General features: G+C 71.3%; 15 protein-coding genes. 7 read left to right on the top strand and 8 right to left on the bottom strand.

All coding sequences use genetic code 11. The annotated features are described in order from the left end of the window. Positions 1 to 44: 44 nt before the first annotated feature. Positions 45 to 3,995: an NB-ARC domain-containing protein gene (locus ACVCAG_RS35105; RefSeq protein ID WP_440085843.1), complete on the top strand. Its 3,951-nt coding sequence runs from the start codon at positions 45 to 47 to the stop codon at positions 3,993 to 3,995. Positions 3,996 to 4,161: 166 nt separating this feature from the next. Here the strand turns inward: ACVCAG_RS35105 and ACVCAG_RS35100 are convergent, their stop codons facing one another. The 8 genes from ACVCAG_RS35100 to ACVCAG_RS35065 all read right to left on the bottom strand — a co-directional run bounded on the left by ACVCAG_RS35100 (position 4,162) and on the right by ACVCAG_RS35065 (position 12,288). Beyond that, on the bottom strand, positions 4,162 to 5,088 hold the full coding sequence (locus ACVCAG_RS35100) for an SDR family oxidoreductase (protein ID WP_440085762.1): 927 nt from the start codon (positions 5,086 to 5,088) through the stop codon (positions 4,162 to 4,164). Then, on the bottom strand, positions 5,085 to 5,693 hold the full coding sequence (locus ACVCAG_RS35095) for a TetR family transcriptional regulator C-terminal domain-containing protein (RefSeq protein WP_440085763.1): 609 nt from the start codon (positions 5,691 to 5,693) through the stop codon (positions 5,085 to 5,087). The genes ACVCAG_RS35100 and ACVCAG_RS35095 overlap by 4 nt, the downstream gene beginning before the upstream one ends. Positions 5,694 to 5,862: 169 nt before the next feature. Further along, positions 5,863 to 7,197 carry a hypothetical protein gene (locus tag ACVCAG_RS35090; RefSeq protein WP_440085764.1) on the bottom strand — a complete coding sequence of 445 codons (1,335 nt, stop codon included), beginning with the start codon at positions 7,195 to 7,197 and terminating at the stop codon, positions 5,863 to 5,865. Next, on the bottom strand, positions 7,194 to 7,385 hold the full coding sequence (locus ACVCAG_RS35085; protein WP_447191151.1) for a hypothetical protein: 192 nt from the start codon (positions 7,383 to 7,385) through the stop codon (positions 7,194 to 7,196). Before ACVCAG_RS35085 ends, ACVCAG_RS35090 begins: the two co-directional genes overlap by 4 nt. A 185-nt stretch (positions 7,386 to 7,570) precedes the next feature. Further along, complete coding sequence (locus tag ACVCAG_RS35080) at positions 7,571 to 9,472, bottom strand: DUF6807 family protein (RefSeq protein WP_447191150.1); 1,902 nt, start codon at positions 9,470 to 9,472, stop codon at positions 7,571 to 7,573. Next, the gene (locus ACVCAG_RS35075; protein WP_447191149.1) at positions 9,469 to 10,512 is read right to left on the bottom strand and encodes a mandelate racemase/muconate lactonizing enzyme family protein; all 1,044 of its coding nucleotides are present in this window, start codon (positions 10,510 to 10,512) and stop codon (positions 9,469 to 9,471) included. The genes ACVCAG_RS35080 and ACVCAG_RS35075 overlap by 4 nt, the downstream gene beginning before the upstream one ends. Beyond that, a complete protein-coding gene (locus ACVCAG_RS35070) occupies positions 10,509 to 11,375 on the bottom strand; it encodes a 5-dehydro-4-deoxyglucarate dehydratase (RefSeq protein WP_440085768.1) in 867 nt (288 codons plus the stop codon). The genes ACVCAG_RS35075 and ACVCAG_RS35070 overlap by 4 nt, the downstream gene beginning before the upstream one ends. 25 nt (positions 11,376 to 11,400) lie before the next feature. After that, positions 11,401 to 12,288 carry an NAD-dependent epimerase/dehydratase family protein gene (locus ACVCAG_RS35065; protein WP_440085769.1) on the bottom strand — a complete coding sequence of 296 codons (888 nt, stop codon included), beginning with the start codon at positions 12,286 to 12,288 and terminating at the stop codon, positions 11,401 to 11,403. 147 nt (positions 12,289 to 12,435) lie between these two features. Here ACVCAG_RS35065 and ACVCAG_RS35060 point away from each other — a divergent pair, with 147 nt between their 5' ends. The 6 genes from ACVCAG_RS35060 to ACVCAG_RS35035 all read left to right on the top strand — a co-directional run bounded on the left by ACVCAG_RS35060 (position 12,436) and on the right by ACVCAG_RS35035 (position 19,375). Then, complete coding sequence (locus ACVCAG_RS35060) at positions 12,436 to 13,404, top strand: substrate-binding domain-containing protein (RefSeq protein ID WP_440085770.1); 969 nt, start codon at positions 12,436 to 12,438, stop codon at positions 13,402 to 13,404. Between the two features lie 503 nt (positions 13,405 to 13,907). Beyond that, on the top strand, positions 13,908 to 14,888 hold the full coding sequence (locus ACVCAG_RS35055) for an ABC transporter permease subunit (RefSeq protein ID WP_440085772.1): 981 nt from the start codon (positions 13,908 to 13,910) through the stop codon (positions 14,886 to 14,888). Beyond that, positions 14,872 to 15,732 (top strand): ABC transporter permease subunit, encoded by an 861-nt coding sequence (locus ACVCAG_RS35050; protein WP_440085773.1) that lies wholly within the window; start codon positions 14,872 to 14,874, stop codon positions 15,730 to 15,732. Before ACVCAG_RS35055 ends, ACVCAG_RS35050 begins: the two co-directional genes overlap by 17 nt. A gap of 34 nt (positions 15,733 to 15,766) precedes the next feature. Beyond that, positions 15,767 to 17,032, top strand: a complete 1,266-nt coding sequence (locus ACVCAG_RS35045) for an ABC transporter substrate-binding protein (protein ID WP_447191148.1) — start codon at positions 15,767 to 15,769, stop codon at positions 17,030 to 17,032. Between the two features lie 99 nt (positions 17,033 to 17,131). Next, positions 17,132 to 18,415, top strand: coding sequence for a Gfo/Idh/MocA family oxidoreductase (locus ACVCAG_RS35040; protein WP_440085775.1), 1,284 nt, complete (start codon positions 17,132 to 17,134; stop codon positions 18,413 to 18,415). A 141-nt stretch (positions 18,416 to 18,556) separates the two neighbouring features. After that, positions 18,557 to 19,375, top strand: a complete 819-nt coding sequence (locus ACVCAG_RS35035; RefSeq protein WP_447191147.1) for a PIG-L family deacetylase — start codon at positions 18,557 to 18,559, stop codon at positions 19,373 to 19,375. The last annotated feature ends 159 nt before the right edge of the window (positions 19,376 to 19,534 follow it).

Here is a 19,534-nt window from a genome sequence, read left to right as displayed (position 1 = left end):
CGATTCTGGTGGTTTTGGGAATCCTGGTCGGACTTCCGGTGCGAATGGTCGAAGAATATCTTCCGGACACGGTCGTCGAGCACCGGATCGAATGGATCGCGATTTTCGGATTAACCGCCTCCCTTGTCGTCCTGCTGACATGGCTGACGCCGAAACTGAGGGAGTCACGCACGCGCGGCGGGCTCTTCCTGGTGCCGGACAGGCAGCCGGGCTGGGTCAGGAGAACCGAGCTGGACGACGTGGTCTCCACCCTGACGATGAGGGGTTCGGGCACGGTCGGGCTGACCACCGGCCTCGCCGGGGCGGGCGGGTTCGGCAAGACCTCCCTGGCCGTGGAGGCGTGTCACAGCGACGAGGTGCGTAAACGGTTCGGCGGCGGCGTCATATGGGTCACCGTGGGCCGTGACCGCGCCGGTGCCGACATCGCGGCGCTCGCCAACGACGTCACGGAGGCCGTGCTGGGCGTCCGGCCGGAGTTCTCCAGCCCCGAGCAGGCCGGTCACCGGATGGCCGAGGCCCTGGCGGAGCGGGGCCGCGTGCTGCTGGTGGTCGACGACGTGTGGAGCCTCAGGCAACTGCGCCCCTTCCTGGCCGCGGCCGTGCGGTCCCGGGTGCTGGTGACGACCCGGCTGCCCCGGGCGCTGCCCCCGAAGGCGATCGCGATGATCGTCGACGAGATGGCGCCGCGGGTGGCCGTCCAGGTGCTGAGCCGGGGGTTGCCGCCGATGAACCCCGGGGTCGTCAGCGACCTGGTCGGACTGACGGGGAGATGGCCGCTGCTGCTGTCCCTCGTCAACGCGCGGCTGCGCGACGAGCACGGCGCGGGAACGAACGCCGACGTCGCCGCACGCCGGGCGGCCGAGCGGCTCGGCCGGGCCGTACCCGCCGTCCTGGACGTCACCGTCGCCTCCCAGCGGGAGACCGCCGTGCTCGCCACCGTCGAGCACGGCCTCGAGGCCCTCGGCGCGTTCGACCGCGCCCGTTTCCTGGAACTGGGCGTCTTCCCCGAGGACGCCGAGATACCGGTCACCGTCGTCGAGCTTCTCTGGCGGGGCACCGCGGGACTCACGTCCAAGCAGGCGGAGCGGCTCTGCGGAAGGCTCCAGGACCTCTCACTGGTCAGCAGACGTCACGCGAGGGGAACGACGCCGTCGATCACGATCCACGACGTCGTCCGTTCCGCCGTCCGCTCGGAGGGCGGCCTGGGAAAGGAGCGCGCCGAGGCCGCCAACCGCGACCTCCTCGACGAGGCCAGGAACCTGATACCCGACGACGACCTCACGGCGGACGCCGAATGGTGGAGGCTGCCCCGGACCGTGCCCTACCTCTGGGACCACCTGCTGTTCCACCTCTCCGAGGCGAGGAGATACCGGGAGCTGGAGTCGCTCCTGCACGACGTGCGGTGGTTCGTCGCCCGGGTACGCGCGTTCGGGGTGGCCGCGGCGGAGGCGGACCTGGCCCTGTCGACCTCCCGTTCCGTCGCCGGGGTCCGCCGGTTGATCGACCGCAGCGCCCACCTGCTGACCCCCTTCGAGTCGGACGCGGTCTCCACGTCGAACCTGCTGGCCCGCCTCTACGCGTTCCCGCCGATGCGGGCGTCGGTCGAGCGCTACAGCCAGGAGAACAAGACCACCTTCCTGAGAGCCCGCTGGCCGCTGCCCGACGACGGCGCCACCTGCCTCCTGCGGACCCTGACCTCGGCGACGAGACGGCTCGACGAGGTGTCGATCACACCGGACGGGTCACGGTTCGTCGTGCACGCCCGCGACGGCGGCGCGCAGATCTGGAAGGTCGACGGCACCACCCGGACGACGCTGGCCACCCACGGAAGACCGGTGCACGAGGTCGTCGTCGCGCCGGACGGCTCGTGGCTGGTGACCCGCTCCGGGAGCAGGAAGGTGCAGATATGGGGGATCGGCGGCACCGAGAGGGCCGTCCTGCGCACCGGGACGGGAAAGCTTGCCGCGATGGTGGCGGCGTCCGACGGGTCGTGGCTGGCGACCCTCTCCGCGAGCGGGAAGGGCCGCCTCTGGAATCCCGACGGGAGCAGGCGAGCCGCCCTGCGAAGCGGGGCGGGAAAGCTCGCCGGGCTGGTGGCCGCGCCGGACGGTTCGTGGCTGGCGTCCCGCTCCGCGACGGGACGGGTCGCTCTCTGGAGTCCCGGTGGGAGGAGACGGCTGGTCCTCAGGAGCCGGGTCCGGGTGAGAACCAAGCCGCGACGCCTGAAAGACGTCCTGAGGATGCGCGGCTGGAGCCAGGAGGACGAGAAGGTCTCCGGCCGGGACAGGCCGATCGGCAAGGTCTCCGAAATAGCCGTCTCACCTGACGGTTCGTGGCTGGCGACCCTCTCCGGAGACGGGAGCGTGCGCCTGTGGGGAGCCGACGGCGTCGAGCGGGCCGTCCTGACGGGACACACCGGGGCGGGATCGGGCATGCGGATCTCTCCCGACGGTTCGTGGCTGGCCACCTGGGCGTCCACCGGTCCGGTGCGGCTGTGGGAGGCCGGCGGCAGGCAGCGGGCCGTCCTGACGGGTCATGCGGGGGTGGTTCGTCAGGTGGTGATCGCGCCGGACAGCGGCTGGCTGGCGGTTCTCTCCGGTGATCGGAGTGTGCGGCTGTGGGAGGCCGACGGTGTTGAGCGGGCCGCTCTGACGGGTCATGCGGGGGTGGTTCGTCAGGTGGTGATCGCGCCGGACAGCGGCTGGCTGGCGGTTCTCTCCGGTGATCGGAGTGTGCGGCTGTGGGAGGCCGACGGTGTTGAGCGGGCCGCTCTGACGGGTCATGCGGGGGTGGTTCGTCAGGTGGTGATCGCGCCGGACAGCGGCTGGCTGGCCGCCTGCTCCGACGAGGGGACGATCCGGATCTGGCAGTCGGAGCGCACCGCGCGGCAGAGCCGCAGGGGCCGGACCGGGACGGTGCGCCAGGTGACGATCTCCCCCGAGGGGAGCTGGATCGCCACGCACTCCGGTGACGGGTCGGTGAAGCTCTGGAACGAGGACAGGATAGAAGGGGCGACCCTCACCGTTCCCCTCGAGAACAGCCACCACGGCGTTGTCTCGCCGGACAAGACGTGGCTGGCCGTGTGGTCGGCCGACCACGTCGTCCGGATACGCGGCGCCGGCGGCCGCAGGCGGGCCATCCCGACGGGGCACGCGGGACGCCTGCGCGGGGTGGCGATCGCTCCCGACAGCACCTGGCTGGCCACCTGGTCGGCCGACCGGACCGTACGGCTGTGGGGCGCGGGCGGCAGCAGGAGGGCGGTGCTTGCCGGTCACACCGGGCCGGTGCGCGAGGTGGTGATCGCTCCCGACAGCACCTGGCTGGCCACCTGCTCCGAGGACGGCACCGCCCGCGTGTGGTGGGCCGACGGCACCGAGCGCGCCGTTCTGGTCGCGAACGTCAGGGCGACGGCCCACCTCCTCATCTCCCCGGACGGCGGCTGGCTCGCGACCCTGTCCATCTACGGGAAGATCCAGCTCTGGAAACCGGACGGCCGCAGGTACGCCACCCTGAGGAACAGGGTGGAGGACATCGGCGAGATCACCGTGGCGCCGAACGGCAGATGGTTCGCCATCTTCTCCGCCAACGGGACGGCCGGTCTGTGGGGAGCCGACGGGAAGGCGCGGGCCTCGCTCAAGGGATGCCCGGGACCGGCCCGGGGGGTGACGATCGCCCCCGACGGCACCTGGCTGGCCGCCTGCTTCGACGACGGCGGCGCCCGTGTCTGGTCGGCGGGCGGCACGGAACGGGCGAGACTGTCCGGCGGCGAGGGAAGGATCCGGGGCGTGGCCATCTCCCCGGACAGCAACCTGCTCGCCACCTGCTCCGACGACGGCACCATCCGGGTGTGGGACAGGTACGGCGAGTCGTCCGCCGCCGGAGCTCGGGTCGAGGCGGGCCTCAACTGCCTGGCCTGGTTCCCCAGCGGCTTCACCCTGGCCGCGGGCGGCGACCAGGGCCTGTACGGGTTCGACCTCTACCCTCCGCCCGAATAGCGCCCCGATCGCGCTCGCGGTGGGCCGGCGCGACCGGCGCGGTCGTCACCGCGGCTCCCGCGCGGTGGGCTCCCGCGTTCGGCCTCGCGGCGGCGCGAGCGCGGCCACGGCCGTGAGAACGGCGGACGCGAGCACCCCCTCGGCGGCGACCGGCGCGATCCGGATGTCACCGGTAGTCCTCCGGGGCGACAGCGCCGCTCTGGCGCTGGGTCGCGCCGAAGTAGCCGCCCCAGTCCGGCCGGGAGCCGTCGGCGTCGGTGAAGCCGTACTCCTTGGCCAGCTGCCAGGTCGACAGTGAGTGCCCGCTCCAGCGGCTCACCTCCGGGTCGGCGGCGAGCGCGGCCACCGCGCGGCCGAGGTAGGCGGGTGTCTCCGACATCGCGAAGTAGGAGTCCCTCGCGATGCCGTCGCGCCAGGTGGCCTCGGTGACGCCGAAGTGGTCGAGCATCGCCTCCGACCGGAGGAAGCCGGGCGTGAGCGCGAGGGCGGTGACGCCGTGCGGCCGCAGGTCACCCGCCTGCGCCAGGGCCGCCCGGATGACACCCGCCTTGGCCAGGTCGTAGAAGAAGGTGCCCCGGTAGTCCTGGTCGGCGGTGCCGTCGGTGACCTCCACGACCAGGCCGCGGCGGCGGGCCACCATCAGCGGCAGCGCGTGCCAGCTGGTGATGATGTGCGTGTGCACCGCCTGCCGCTGCAGCAGCAGGCCGTCCTCGAGAGGCTGCTCCCACAGCGGCTTGTCCCACACCGTCATCGGGTCACCGCCCCAGACGTTGTTGACCAGGATGTCGAGCCTGCCGTCCTGCTCGCGGTCGATCCGCGCCACCAGCTCGCGGACCTGGGCGACGTCCAGATGGTCGGTGGGGACGGCGATGCCGTGACCGCCGGCGGCGGTCACCAGGTCGGCGGTCTCCTCGATGGTCTCGGGACGGTTCATCGGCGATCTCGCCGCCGCCGTGCTGCGGCCCGTGACGTAGACGGTCGCGCCGGCCGCGCCGAGCTGGACGGCCGTTCCCCGGCCTCCGCCACGGGTGGCTCCGCTCACGAGGGCGACCTGTCCGGTCAGCGGTCTGTTCTTCACCGGTTCTTCTGTCACCGGTCCTCCTTGTCGCGCCGATAGGGGTCGAGCAGCGTGCTCAGGTCCCGGCGGAGCGCCTCGGCCAGCGGCTCCGACCTGGTCATCGCCCAGGTGAGCTGGGTGCCGTTGCGGATGGAGTCGACGGCGGCGGCGAGCGCGTCCACGTCGGCGCCCGTCGCCAGGTGCCCGCTCGCCACCGCCGACCGCAGGCAGGCGGCGAGCTCGGCGCGGACCGCCGCGTCGTGCTCGCCCAGCAGCTCGCGGAACTCGGGGTCGGCCAGCTCCAGGTGAAGGAACGCCAGGTGGTTGGCGAACTCCTCCGGTTCGGTGTCGGGTCCGGCGCTGCGCACCACCGCGCGGATCAGCCCCTCCACCGGATCGGCGGCGGACTCGAACGCGGCCCGCATCGGCTGGACGAACGTCTTCTCGGCCAGACCCCACCGGACGAATCCGAGCAGCAGGTCGCGCTTGCTGCCGTACCGCCCGACGAGCACGCCCGTCGACACCCCGGCCTCCCGGGCGACGTCGGCCAGCGTCAGCCGGCCCGGTCCCACCCGTCCGACCGCCGCGGCGAGCGCGACCATGATGCGCTCCTCGCTGATCGTGCGCGGCCGTCCCGCCATGACCCCTCCCATTAAATAATGAACCTTCATTATTTATAGCACACGGCGACGACCCCCCCGATCGGAGCGCCAGGAAGCGGCCGGTCCGGCCGTTCACATGGGTGAACGGCCGCGCACGCCTCCAGCCGCCGGCGGCGGGCCTTCACCGCGGAATCGGTTCCAGGAGTGATCACCTCCTTGGCGAGGGCGGCCGCCCAGAAGGTGAGGCCGGACCAGCGCTCCGTCTCGTACAGGTGGGAAAAGGCGCGGTCTCGCCTCCGAACCTCGAGGCCACCCGTGCCCCGAGGGCCGCGGGCAGCGTGCGAACGGCCTCGACGATCAGATCCGCGCCCGTGCCGAAGGCGGCCGCGTGCTTGAGGGCGAGCTGGGCCGCGCGTCCCTGAACCTCGTAGGAGGTGTGCGCGAACGCCGTGACGAGCGCGTGCGCCAGCTCGCCGGCGCACGCGGGCGAGCGCCGCACCTCCTCGTCGAGCCAGCCCAGGCCCGCCCGGGCCATCCTGGCCTCGGGGCGGAAGGTCAGCGCGCCGATCGCCTCGACGACGTCGGCGCCGTCGTGGGGGCCGGTACGGCGCACCTGGGCGAGCGCCAGCTCGGCGACCGTGCCGGGGGCGGCGGGGAGCAGCCGCAGGTAGTCACGCGCCCGCGCGGCCGCCTCCTGCGGCACCGGGTCGATCAGGTCGTGCAGCCGTACGAAGAAGCGCAGGTCGATGGCGTCACCTCCGCGCAGGAAGCGGCTCACGCAGCCGTCCAGGAGATCCTCGCGCGACACCTTTCCGGCCGCGAGGAGCCGTCCGAGCAGGGAGAGCCACCGGGTGGGCGCGGGTGTCAGCCGTTCCTTCCGCAGGACGCGGCCCACCCCCTCCACCTCGAAGATCCTCGCGAGCAGCGGACCGGCCAGCGGGTCGTCGTCCACCATCTCGGCGGAGAGCCAGGCGAGCACGAGGGGGTCGTGCTCGGGCGGCTCGCAGCCGGAGGCCCGCAGCAGCGCCAGCGCGAGCGGGACGATGCGATCACCCGCCGCGCGGATCCTCCTGGAGAGCCTGCCCGCCACGTCGGCCTGCCAGCCGGCGGGACGGACAGCCAGCACCTGGACCACCCCGGCCGGATCCGCCCGCGGCGCCCACCGGGGGTTGAGCTCGCGGCGGGCCAGCCAGGCGGCCACCGCGGCGGGCCCCGAGATCGTGCCCGCGCCCGCGATTCGCAGCGACGGCTCGAACTCGGCCAGCGCCTCGTCCGCCCTCGAGCGGGCGATCGCCTGACGCACCTCCTGCTCCCAGGAGAGCAGCTCGTCTCTCTCCTCGTCGGAGGCGAGGTCGACGTCGAGGTCGGCCGGCCCGCTCTCCCAGGCCATCCGCGTGGTGGTCTCGCGCAGTTCCTTGAGGAACCCCGGCAGTCGCCCCGCCACCTCGGCGCGCTCGGCCTCGGTCAGCGCGACCACGCGGTCGGCCAGCGGTCCGGTCTCGCGCCGGGTGATGAGGTCGCGCACCTCCTGCCAGGCGGTCACGAGGTCGTCTCCACGGTGATCCGGGCGGCCCGCGCCTCGCGCGGCCCGTCGTGGCCGGCGCGGAACGTCCCCCTGCCGGACACCTCGCCGTCCAGGGTCTCACCACCGGATGCCGGTGACCCCGGACGCCCGTCTTCCACCGGGGAGGAGGGCGCGGCGTGGCCGTACGCCCGTGTCGCATGTGTCATGTGCCGGAGAGTAGAGATCATCACCGACAAAGTGAGCGCGGCGGCGGACCGGTACGGCAGCCGGACGAAAGTGTCCTGCCGATCCCGGCGATCCGCCCGGCGCGAGAGCCGGCCACGCCGGCTCTCGCGCCGTCACGGTCCGCTGTGGGGCGCCGTCCCGCCGAGGCGCCCCACAGCGGAGGTCCTCATGGGACGACGAGCTCCGCGGCGAGGGCGGCGGCCCGTTCGGTGGTGAGCCGTCCGTCGGCGACCACGACGGTGATCGCGCGTTCCAGCCGGTCGGGGACGGTCAGCGGCGCGTCCCAGGCCAGGGCCGGTCCGACGCCCGGGTACTCGGCGACGCGGACGAACCACGGGTCGAGCCCGAGGGTCTGCACGAACAGCAGGCTCCAGTCGTCGGAGACGAGCGCGAGCCAGGGCGAGAGGCCGCCGTGCACCGCCCGCTCGCCGGAGGCGTCGGCGGCGAAGACGTCCAGCCCGGGGGAGTCCTTGGGCGCGCGCCAGAAGAACCCGCCGTAGCCGGCGCCGGTCCGGCCCTTGCAGGCCGAGCTCTGGATCGACAGCGGCTCGCCGGTCCGGTTGTGCAGGGTGAAGGCGACGTCCAGCGCCCAGGCGCCGGGCAGGGCGCGGGCGGTGAGGGTCCGCTCCTCGGTGGCCAGGACGGCGCCGTCCGGTCCGACCCAGTCGAGGTGCTCGGCGAAGCCGCCGTCCACGGGACGCAGCGAGCGCCGTCGCTGCCGCCCGTGGTTGGGGAGGATCCTCGGACCGGTGCCGGGTACGTAGGTGGAGCCGCCCCAGAAGTTGACCCCGTTGACATCCGAGATCGCCACGCTCGCCCCGAAGTGGTGCACGTGGTCCGCGGGCTGGGTCTCGGTCACGAGCGTCCCGTCGAGGGTCCGGACCGGATGCAGGTGGGGCCGCGGCGCGTCCGTCGGCTTGAGGTCGCCCCGCCGGGTGTAGGTCGCGACCTCCCGCGAACCGACGCGCAGCGACGACTCGGGCCAGGTGCTCGGCCGGGGGGCGAGGCTGCCGGGGAAACCGACCTCCGACAGGGTCTTCAGCTCGGCCGCCGCGCGCACGGCCAGGCCGTCGATGCCCGGCAGCACCAGCCGGGACGGCTCCGCGCGGGAGCCGTCGACGGGCAGCGGGTCGGGCGCGCGCCGGATCTCGTCGAGCAGCCGGGTGAAGCCGCCGGTCCGCTCCAGCGGCACCAGCAGTTCCTCGCCCTCCCCGACGTGCGCCAGGAGATTGTCGAGGAGGTCGACCCGGTCGAAGCCGGTACGGACGCCGTCCACCTCGATCTCGTCGAGGGTGTAGAAGAGCAGGGCGGAGCGTGTCTCGCCGTGCAGATGCAGGTAGGGCTCGGTCCGCCGGTCGCCGCAGAGGCTCACGGTGACCGCGATGACGGTTCCGTCGGCGAGGCGCAGCCGGGCGCTGGAGGTGTCGTCGGAGGAGATCGCGTTGGCCCGGTACAGTTCCAGCTCGATCCCCTCGACCGAGGAGACCGCGTCGGCCCCGGCGACGGCCAGCGCGGTGGCCACCGCGTGCGCGAACGGGTTGGTCAGCGCGCCGTCCATGACGTCCACGCCGTCCAGCCGCCGGTGCCCGGCCCAGGGGGCGCGCGTGTAGTAGGTGAACGGGCGCGTCCAGGCTCCGGCGACGCCGATGGCGCGGATCGGCTCGCCCAGCAGCCCGGCCGCCGCGGGGACGGCGGCCGAGCCGAGCGACTGGAAGCCGACCTGGCAGGCCAGCCCCGTCTCGGCCACGGCGGCGGAGATCCGCTCGAACTCCTCCACCGACGGCGCGGGGGGTTTCTCCAGCAGCACGTGGGCCCCGGCCCGCAGGGCGGCGACCGTCAGCGGCGCGTGGGTGTGGATCGGTGTCGCGATCACCGCGACCTCCGCCCCGGTCTCGGCGATCAGCGACGGCAGGTCCGCCGACCACGGCACGTCGAGGCCGGTCGCCGGCCGGGTGTCGCAGACGCCGGCGAGCTCGGCCCGGCCGGCCGCGGCCAGCCGCCGGACGTTCTCCACATGGTTGCGCCCGTGGCCGTGGATCCCGGCGACCACCACTCGAACCGGCTTCACGGCGCCCACCTCGTCGGTGCCCCGGTCGCCCGCAGCTCCGGCCCGGTGATCTCCACGGGGAAGGGCGGGGCGAGCAGCCCGAGATCGGTGAGCGCGGCGTCCTCCACCCTCTCCACCATCGAGGGATGGTGCAGCGCGAGGGCGAGCTGGCCCGACAACTCGGTGAGCAGATGCGGATAGACCGGGACGCTGAAGGCGCGGGCGAGCTCGGCGATCCGCAGGAACGGCGTGATTCCGCCGACCCGCACCAGGTTCGGCTGGACGACGTCGCAGGCGCCCCCGGTCAGCAGGTCGCGGAACCCGTGGACGGTGGCGACGTTCTCGCCGACCGCGATCGGGGTGGCGACGCTCCGCCGCAGCTCCACCTGGGCGGCCAGGTCGTCGGCGGGCAGCGGCTCCTCGATCCAGAACAGGTCGTACCTCTCCAGGGCCCGCAGCGCGGTCCGGGCCCGGTGCAGGTCCCAGCGCTGGTTGGCGTCGATCATCAGCAGCCGGTCGGGGCCGATCACCTCGCGGACCGCCGCCACCCGCTCGACGTCCTCGGCGAGCGAGGGGCGCCCGACCTTGATCTTGACCGCGGTGTATCCGGCGGCGACCCACCGTCCGGCCTGCGCCCGGAGCTCCTCCAGCGGGTAGTGGAGGTTGACCCCGCTGCCGTAGACGGGGACGCTCTCGCGCCGCGCGCCGAGGACCTCGACCAGCGGGCGCTCCGCGCAGCGCAGATCCCACAGCGCGAGGTCCACCCCGGCCAGGGCGATCGGCACGATCCCGGACCGCCCCGCCTCGCCGAGACGGGCCGACAGCCGGTCCCACACGAGCTCCGGATGCGGCGGCAGGCCGATCACCGCGTCGCGGATGTCGTGCTCCAGCAGGGCCTGGACCGCCTGGGCCCCGATCTGCGGCGTCCACGCCAGCCCGGTGCCGCGCCGCCCGTCGTCCAGCGTGATCGTGACGAGCAGCGCGTGGTTGAAGGGCACGTCCGCGCCCCAGGGCCGCGTCAGGGGCACCGACCGCGGCGTGACCGTCAAATCCTTGATCATGGCGTTACCAGGGCGAGTCCGGACTTGATCAGCGCCTCGAGCTCGGCCTCGTGCTCGGGCGCCACCGGGACCAGCGGCGGCCGGACCGCGCCGACGTCCAGCCCGCGCAGCCGTACCCCCGCCTTGACCAGCGACACCGCGTAGCCCGGCACCTTGGAACGCAGCCGCACCAGCGGCGCGTAGAACTCGGTGAGCAGCCGTTCGTCGCCGTTGAGATAGGCGTTGGCGATCTCGGGCGCGAAGCAGAACACCGCGCTGGAGTACAGGCCGACGCCCAGGGCCCGGTAGGCGGGCTGGGTCAGCTCGGCGGTCGGCAGCCCGTTGAAGAACAGGAAGTCCGGGTGCGTCTCCCGGACGGCCAGCACGATCCGCTGCATCCGGTCGATGTCGCCGAGGCCGTCCTTCAGCCCGATGACACCGGGGATCGCGGCCAGCTCGACCGCCGTCTCCGGTTCGAGCGCGATCGGCCCGCGCTGGTAAACGATCACCGGGAGCTCGGCGGCGATCGCCCGTACGTACGCGGGGAAACCGGGTCCCTGGACGAGATAGGGCGGCATGAGAAGCAGCCCGTCGGCACCCGCTTCGCGGGCGGCCCGCGCCTGGGCGAGCGCCGCGCCGATCGGCCCGCCCGCCCCGGCGAACACCGGGGCGGCCCCGGCCGTCGTCTCCACCGCCACCCGGACGACCTCGGCGTGCTCGGCCTCCGACAGCGCGGTGAACTCGCCGGTCCCGCAGGCGGCGAACACGCCGCCCGGCCGGTGCTCGAGTCCCCGCCGGACGTGGTCGGCCAGCACGCCGGGCGCGAGCCCGCCGTCCGGGCCGAAGGGGGTCACGGGAAAGAACAGGACACCATCGAGGTTCATGATCAGAGTCTCTCTTTCAGGAGAGTCAGGAGAGTTCGGTGCGCCAGCTGCGCTTGGCGGTCCAGCCGAGCAGTCGCTCCGCCTTGGCGGAGGAGAAGGCGGGGGCGGTGCCGGTCAGGTGGGCGGCGAACGCCTTCGTCTCCGGCATGACGGTCGGCAGCAGCTCGGCCAGCGGCTCGCGCGCCAGGGCGTCGCCGGCGCCCGCGAAGAAGACCTCGCCGTTCGTCTCCAGCAGGGGGAGCCCGGTGATCAGCGCGTCGACGAAGTCGCCGGCGTCGCGGGCGTCGAGGTAGTTGAACAGGGAGACCCCGCCTATCTCGGGCCGGTCCAGCCGCTCGGTGATCGTGTGCCCGGACTGGGTGGGCGCGCCCTCCCACTCCTCGGGCGCGACGACGAAGCAGGGGCGGAACGCGGCCATCCGGGTGGTCTCGCTGGTCCGGGCGAACGTCCGCATGGTCTGCTCGGCCACGACCTTCGACAGGTTGTAGGCGTTCCAGGGCTCCGTCGGGTGGTCCTCGTCAAGGGGCAGGTAGGCGGGGGTCCAGCCGCCGGGCGCGCCGTATCCGATCACCGTGGGACTGCTCGCCACGATGAGCTTCTCCACGCCGAGGGCGACCGCGGCCGCGCAGACGTTGAAGGCGAGCTGGGTGTTGACACGGAACGTGGTGGGCTCGGAACGGCTGAACGGCACCGCGATGGCCGCCAGATGGACCACCGCCTCCGGCCGGAACCGTGCGATCACCGCGTGGGCCTCACCCAGATCGGTGAGATCCGCCGGAAGGGTCGAGGCGGCCTCGCGAGGGGTTCCCGGCGCGCTGTCCACGCCGATCACCTCATGCCCGGCCGCCGCGAGCGAGGCGACCACGCTGCGGCCGAGCCGGCCTGCGCTGCCGGTGACGAGCACTCTGCTCACCGTGTGGACTCCTTTTGAAGACTGCAATCAGTTGCAGTAAACAATCGCGTCAGGCGGGACAATACGTCAAGTGAGCGGGGTCAATCACCGGCAACCGGTCTCAGGATGGTTGACCCGCCTGCAAACGATTGCGTTAAGGTGTGCGGCATGTCAGTGACCATCCGGGACGTCGCCCAGGCGTCAGGCGTCCATGTGTCGACGGTTTCCCGGACCTTCTCGGCGCCCCATCTGGTGAACGCCGAGACCCGGACCCGGGTGCTGGCGGCGGCCGAACAGCTCGACTACCGGCCCAACCGGGCGGCCCGCTCGCTCAAGACGGGCCGCACCAACAACATCGGGCTGATCGTGGCCGATCTGGCCAACCCGTTCTTCCCTCCGCTGATCAAGGCCGCGCAGGCCGCCGCCCGCCGCCAGGACTACCACCTGTTCGTGGCCGACACCGGCGAGGACCCCGTCGAGGAGGAGAATCTCGTACTGGCCTTCTCCAAGCAGGTCGACGGCATCGTGCTGTGCAGCCCGCGGCTGTCCAACAAGGCCCTGGAGAAGCTCTCGGAGCAGGTCTCGTTCGTGCTGGTCAACCGGCGCATCCGCGGGCTGACCACGGTCGTGATGGACGTCGCGAACGGCGCCCGCGCCGCGATGGAGCACCTCGTGAGCCTCGGTCACCGGCGCGTCGCCCTGGTGGCGGGCCCCGCCGGCTCGTGGACCAGCGGCGAGATCCGCAAGGCCGTCTCGGAGATCCCCGGTCTCGACACGGTGGTCATCGGCCCCAACTCTCCCACCGAGGAGGGCGGGATCGCCGCCGCACCCAAGGTCGCCGAGGCGGGGGTGACCGGGGTGCTCGCCTACAACGACCTCGTCGCCATCGGACTCATCGAGGGACTGGAGGTCCTCGGCGTCGACGTGCCGGGCGACGTCAGCGTGATCGGCTTCGACGACAGCATCACCGGACGGCTGCATCGTCCCAAACTCACCACGGTCGCGATGCCCGCGAGCGACGCCGGCCGGATGGCGGTGGACCTGCTCATCCAGTCGATGAGCGCCGCGACCGTCCTGGAGACCCATCTGGTGGTCCGGGAGTCCACCGCGCCTCCCGGGGGCCACCGCGCCTCCTAGGGTCCACCGCGCCTCCTGGGGCCCGTCGTGCCTTCCGGGGTTCACCGTGTCCTCCGGGGCCCGCGGCGCCTTCCGGAGTTCGCCGTGTCCCCGGAGTCGAGCGCGCCACCCGAAGGGAACGCCGGGAGCGGTGGGCCCGCGGACTTCCGGTTCTTTCCCACGCTCCACGCGCGGCCGGATCCCGGCACAACGGTGCACGTGATCCCGTCGCGGTGGTGACGCGCTTCGAGCGGACACCTCGCCCGGAGGGCGGCCACCAGGCACTTCTTGCTCGTCGCGCCGCGGGCGGATCACGGTCCGCTACTGCAATCGGTTGTACTAACTCGTGTTCAAGCGAGTTTTTTCCGTTCGGCCTCTGACGAGGGATATCCCGTCTGACCTGCGATAACAATAAAACCGAAGGTTACGATTCGTGAGCTAGCTCACTGCAAAGGGTTGACGTCTTAGTTTGTGAAGCTATAGGAAAAGCGCATCCCATTCACCAACTCCCCGAAGGGCCAGTGATGACGCTGAGTCCCGCACCGGCGGGGACGACCGAGGTGCCGGTCGCGCCCCCGGAAAAGGCGGGCGCCCCCCACCCCGGGCGTCTCAAGAGCCACCGCAGCCGATCGCAGGCACGGGCGGCCTATCTGTTCCTGGCCCCTTGGTTCATCGGCCTGTTCGCGATCACGCTCGGCCCCATGATCGCCTCGCTCTACCTGTCGTTCACCGACTACAGCCTGCTGACCGAGGCCAAGTGGGTCGGGTTCGACAACTACGTGGAGATGTTCACCCAGGACGAGCGGTTCATGGCGTCGCTGCAGGTGACGACGACCTACGTGCTGGTGTCCGTCCCGCTGCAGCTGGCCTTCGCCCTCGCGCTGGCGCTCGTGCTGGACAAGGGCCTGCGCGGCCTGCCGTTCTACCGCTCGATCTTCTACCTGCCGTCGCTGCTCGGGGGCAGCGTGGCGATCTCGATCCTCTGGCGGAAGATCTTCGGGACCGACGGCATCGTCAACTCGTTCCTGGGCCTGTTCGGCTACGAGGGCCAGGGCTGGGTGACCAGTCCCGACACCGCGCTGTGGACACTGATCGTCCTGCACATCTGGACGTTCGGCGCCCCGATGGTCATCTTCCTGGCCGGGCTCCGCCAGATCCCGCAGAGCCTGTACGAGGCGGCCTCGGTCGACGGCGCCGGCAGGTGGCGCAACTTCCGCTCGATCACCCTGCCGCTGCTCACCCCGATCATCTTCTTCAACCTGGTGCTGGAAGTGATCAAGTCGTTCCAGTCCTTCACCCAGTCGTTCATCGTGAGCGGTGGCAACGGCGGGCCGGTCGACTCGACCCTCTTCTACACCCTCTACCTCTACATCAAGGGCTTCAAGAACTACGAAATGGGTTACGCGGCCGGAATGGCCTGGGTGCTGCTGCTCATCATCGCCGCGCTGACCGGTGTCAACTTCCTCATGTCTCGATTCTGGGTTTTCTATGGCGACGACAAGTAAGCGCGTGCCGGTCCTTTTCCGGCCCGCCCCGCGCCTGCTCAGGCACCTGCTCCTCATCGGCGCCGGGCTGTTCATGCTCTACCCGCTGCTCTGGATGGTCTCCAGCTCGTTCAAGCCCGAGGAGCTGATCTTCCGGGAGCCGGGGCTGATGCCGACCGCGGTGACGGAGGCGAACTACACCGAGGGCTGGGACGCCCTCAAGCACTCCTTCGGCTACTACCTGTGGAACTCGGCGGTCCTCACCGCGCTGGCGGTGGTCGGCAACCTGGTCGCCTGCTCGCTCGCGGCGTACGCCTTCGCCCGGCTGGAGTTCCCGCTGAAGAAGATGTGGTTCGCGATCATGCTCGGCTCAATCATGCTGCCGCACCACGTCACGGTCGTCCCGCAGTACATCGTGTTCGCCAAGATCGACTGGATCAACACGATCTGGCCGATCGTCGCGCCGAAGTTCCTCGCGACCGACGCGTTCTTCATCTTCCTGATGGTGCAGTTCATCCGCACCCTTCCCCGGGAGCTGGACGAGGCGGCGGCGATCGACGGCGCGGGCTACTGGCGCACGTTCATCCGGGTGATCATGCCACTGTGCGTCCCGGCGCTGGCGACCACCGCGATCTTCACCTTCATCTGGACGTGGAACGACTTCTTCACCCAGAACCTCTACCTGACCAACTCCGACAATCTCACCGTCCCCGTCGCGCTGCGGCAGTTCATGGACTCCAGCGGCGAATCCTCCTGGGGACCGCTGTTCGCGATGTCGATCATCTCTCTCGGCCCGATCTTCGGGTTCTTCCTCGCGGGCCAGAAGTATCTTGTTCGCGGCATGGCGACCACCGGTCTCAAATAACCCCTCCCACCCCCATCCCCCCGGAGGTATCTCGATGAAGCGAATCCTGGCGGCCACCGCCATCACCCTGCTCGCCGTCTCGGCCACAGCGTGTGGCAGCGACGACAGCGGCGGCGAGTCGGACGGGAAGACGAAGGTCGTCTTCTCGTACTGGGGCAGCGATGCCCGGCAGAAGCTGACGGAGTCGGCCATCGCCGCGTTCGAGAAGAAGAACCCGACGATCGATATCGAAGGCGACTTCTCCGACTGGGACAGCTACTACGAGAAGCTGGCCACCAAGACCGCGGCCGGCGACGCGCCGGACGTCATGTCCATCGAGATCCGCGGTCTCGCCGAGTACGCGGGCCGCGCCACCCTCGCCGACCTCAACGGCAAGGTCAACACCGCCGACCTCGACCAGGAGGTGCTCAAGGCCGGCCAGGTCGACGGCAAGCAGTACGCCATCCCCACCGGCGTCAACACCTTCCCGATGATCGTCAACAGGGCGGCGGTGGAGAAGGCCGGCGAGAAGGTGCCGGACGACACGACCTGGACCTGGGACGAGTACATCGCGCTCGCCCAGAGGGTGACCGAGAAGGGCGACGGCAAGGTCTGGGGCACCGAGTACAACGAGAACCCCGCCTTCCTGCAGCTGTTCGCCGCCCAGCGCGGGGAGCAGTTCTACAAGGACGGCAAGATCGGCCTGTCGGAGCAGGTCATCAAGGACTGGTGGGCCCTCCTGCAGAAGATCATCTCCACCAAGGCCGGCCCGGACGCCGCCCTGATGCTGGAGACCGGGACCAAGGTCGACCAGGCACTGCTCGCCACGAACGCCAGCGCGTTCGGCAGCTGGTGGAGCAACCAGCTCACCGCGCTGAGCAAGGGCTCCGGTCAGGAGCTCGACCTGCTGCGGATGCCGAAGGCCGAGGGGGCGGCCACCGCCGGCATGTTCCTGCAGCCGGCGATGTACTACACGATCTCGTCCAAGACCGAGAAGGCCGACGCGGCCCAGAAGTTCGTCGACTTCCTCGTCAACGACCCCGAGGCCGGTGCCATCCTGCTCAGCGACCGCGGCCTGCCGACCAACGCCAAGGTCGTCGCCGCCATCAAGGACAAGCTGACCCCGACCGACCAGAAGGTGCTGGCCTTCATCGACTCGATCAGGAGCGAGCTGAGCCCGATCTCGATCCCGCCGAAGGGCGCCATGGAGATGGAGGACATCCTCAAGCGCGCCACCGACTCGGTGCTGTTCGGCAAGACCTCCGCCGACGAGGCCGCGCGGGCCTTCCTCACCGAGGCCAATGCCGCCATCACCAAGTAGCCGGCGGTAGCCGGGATCCGCTGACGTGCCGTACGGCTCGCGCCGAGCCGTACGGCACACCTGTCTCCACCCTTCACCGTCCTTCTCATGGAGTGATTGATGCGATACGCCTTCGTCGGGCTCGGCCACCGGGTGCAGCTGTACATCGACGCGCTGCTCGGCGAGTGGGGCGACACCGGTGAGATCGTCGCCCTCTGCGACGTCAACCGCACCCGGATCGGCTACTACCTCGATCGGATCGGACGCGACGTCCCGTGCTTCGCGCCGCACGAGTTCGACAAGATGCTCCAGCTCGCGGACGCCGTCGTGGTCGCCACCGTCGACGCCACCCACGCCCGTTACGTCGTCGCCGCGCTGGAGGCGGGCAAGGACGTCATCGTCGAGAAGCCGCTGTGCACCACCGCCGAGGACTGCGCGGCCATCACCGAGGCCGCCGAGCGGAGCACCGGCCGGCTCATCGTCACCTTCAACTACCGCTACTCGCCGCGCAACAGCGCCGTCCGCCGGCTGCTCGCCGACGGAGCGATCGGCGACGTCACCTCCGTCCACTTCGAGTGGGTGCTGGACACCATCCACGGAGCCGACTACTTCCGCCGCTGGCACCGCGACAAGGCCAACTCCGGCGGCCTGCTGGTGCACAAGTCCACCCACCACTTCGACCTGGTCAACTGGTGGCTGGCCGACACCGCCCGCTCGGTCTACGCCCGGTCGGCGCTGCGGTTCTACGGGGCCGGCAACGCCCGCGCCCGCGGCCTGCGCGACCGGCCGGGACGCGCCCACGGCGCGCCGGGGCTCGGTACCGACCCCTACCTCCTCGACATCTCCGCCGATCCCCGGCTCAAGCGCCTCTACCTGGACGCCGAGCACGAGGACGGCTACCTCCGCGACCAGGACGTGTTCGACGACGGCGTGACCATCGAGGACAACATGGCCGTCCTCGTCGGGTACTCCCGCGGGGCGATGCTCACCTACTCCCTCAACGCCCACGGCCCCTTCGAGGGCTACCGGGTGGCCATGAACGGCACCGCGGGACGGCTGGAGCTGGAGGTCGTCGAACGCGCCTGGACCCCGCCGCGGGCCGCGATCGACCCGACCGCCGCCGACAAGGCGCACGCCCCCGGCGCCTCCGAGCGGCTCGTCCTGCACCGGCACTGGAGCGAGCCCGAGGAGATCGCCGTCTCCTCCGGCGCGGGTGGCCACGGCGGCGGCGACGCCCTCATGCTGGACGACGTCTTCCGCGGCGCGGGCGAGGACCCCCTGGGCCGCCAGGCGGGGCACCGCGCGGGTGTCGCGAGCGTGATGGTCGGGGTCTCGGCCAACCTGTCCGCCGCGAGCGGCACGCCCGTCCTCCTGGAGGACGACGGCACCCGGTACGCGGGCTGACCCCCGGCGCTCGACGGGGACCCTGCCTTCCCGGCGAGGACGTCCCGCCCGTTCCGGCGCCCCACCTGCCGCTCCCGGCCTCCCGGCGGCCGCCGTAGAGTGGGCCGGTCCGCAGGACTTTTCGAAAACGGGTGGAAATTTATGGATAAAGAACTGACGTTGATGGCCGTTCACGCCCATCCCGACGACGAGGTGATCAGCACCGGCGGGATCCTCGCCAGGTACGCGGACGAGGGTGTCCGGACCGTCCTGGTCACCTGCACGAACGGCGAGCAGGGCGACGGCCCCGGCGGGGTGAAGCCGGGGGAGCCCGGCCACGACGAGGCGGCGGTGAGAGCGCTGCGGCTGGAGGAGCTCCGCGAGTCGGCGACCCACCTGGGGATCTCCCACGTGGAGCTGCTCGGCTACCGCGACTCGGGCATGGTCGGCTGGGCCGCCAACGAGGCGCCCGACTCCTTCGCCAACGCCCCCTTCGAGCAGGCCGTCGGCCGGCTCGTCGCGCTGATGGAGCGCTACCGCCCGCAGGTCGTCGTGACCTACGACGAGAACGGCGGCTACGGTCACCCCGACCACATCCAGGCCCACCGGATCGCGGTGGCCGCGGCCGAGGCGAGCGGCATTCCCGGCAAGCTCTACTACACGGCCGTGCCCCGCGAGCGGATGGCCGAGCTGTTCGAGTATCTCCGCTCGACCGGTGACGCCCCGGAGGGCTTCGAGTTCCCCGACGACTTCGGCGTCCCCGAGGAGCAGATCACCGCCGTGGTCGACGTGTCCGCCCAGGTGGAGCGCAAGATCAAGGCGCTGGAGGCGCACGCGAGCCAGGGCGACGGCATCTTCTTCCTGCGCATGCCCGCCGAGGCCCAGCACCGGGTGTTCGCGCACGAGACCTTCGTCCGCCACATCAACCGCGTTCCCGCCGCGGCCGACCGCGAGGACGACCTCTTCGACGGCCTCCGCTAGGAGGACGCGTCCGGGGAGGGGCCGCCTCCGCGGGGACGGCCCTCGGCGGGCCCCGCGGGGCCCGCCGAGGGCTACGGTGTCATACCGAAGTACGAAAAACCTGGTTCAACGCTTCTCGTCGCCTTTACGATCTTTTCTCTGGTATGCAACTCTGCAAAC

The sequence above is a fragment of the Streptosporangium sp. G12 genome, from assembly GCF_052983175.1.
Note: the sequence above shows the minus strand (reverse complement) of the source record. Positions and strands in the feature narration are given on the sequence as shown.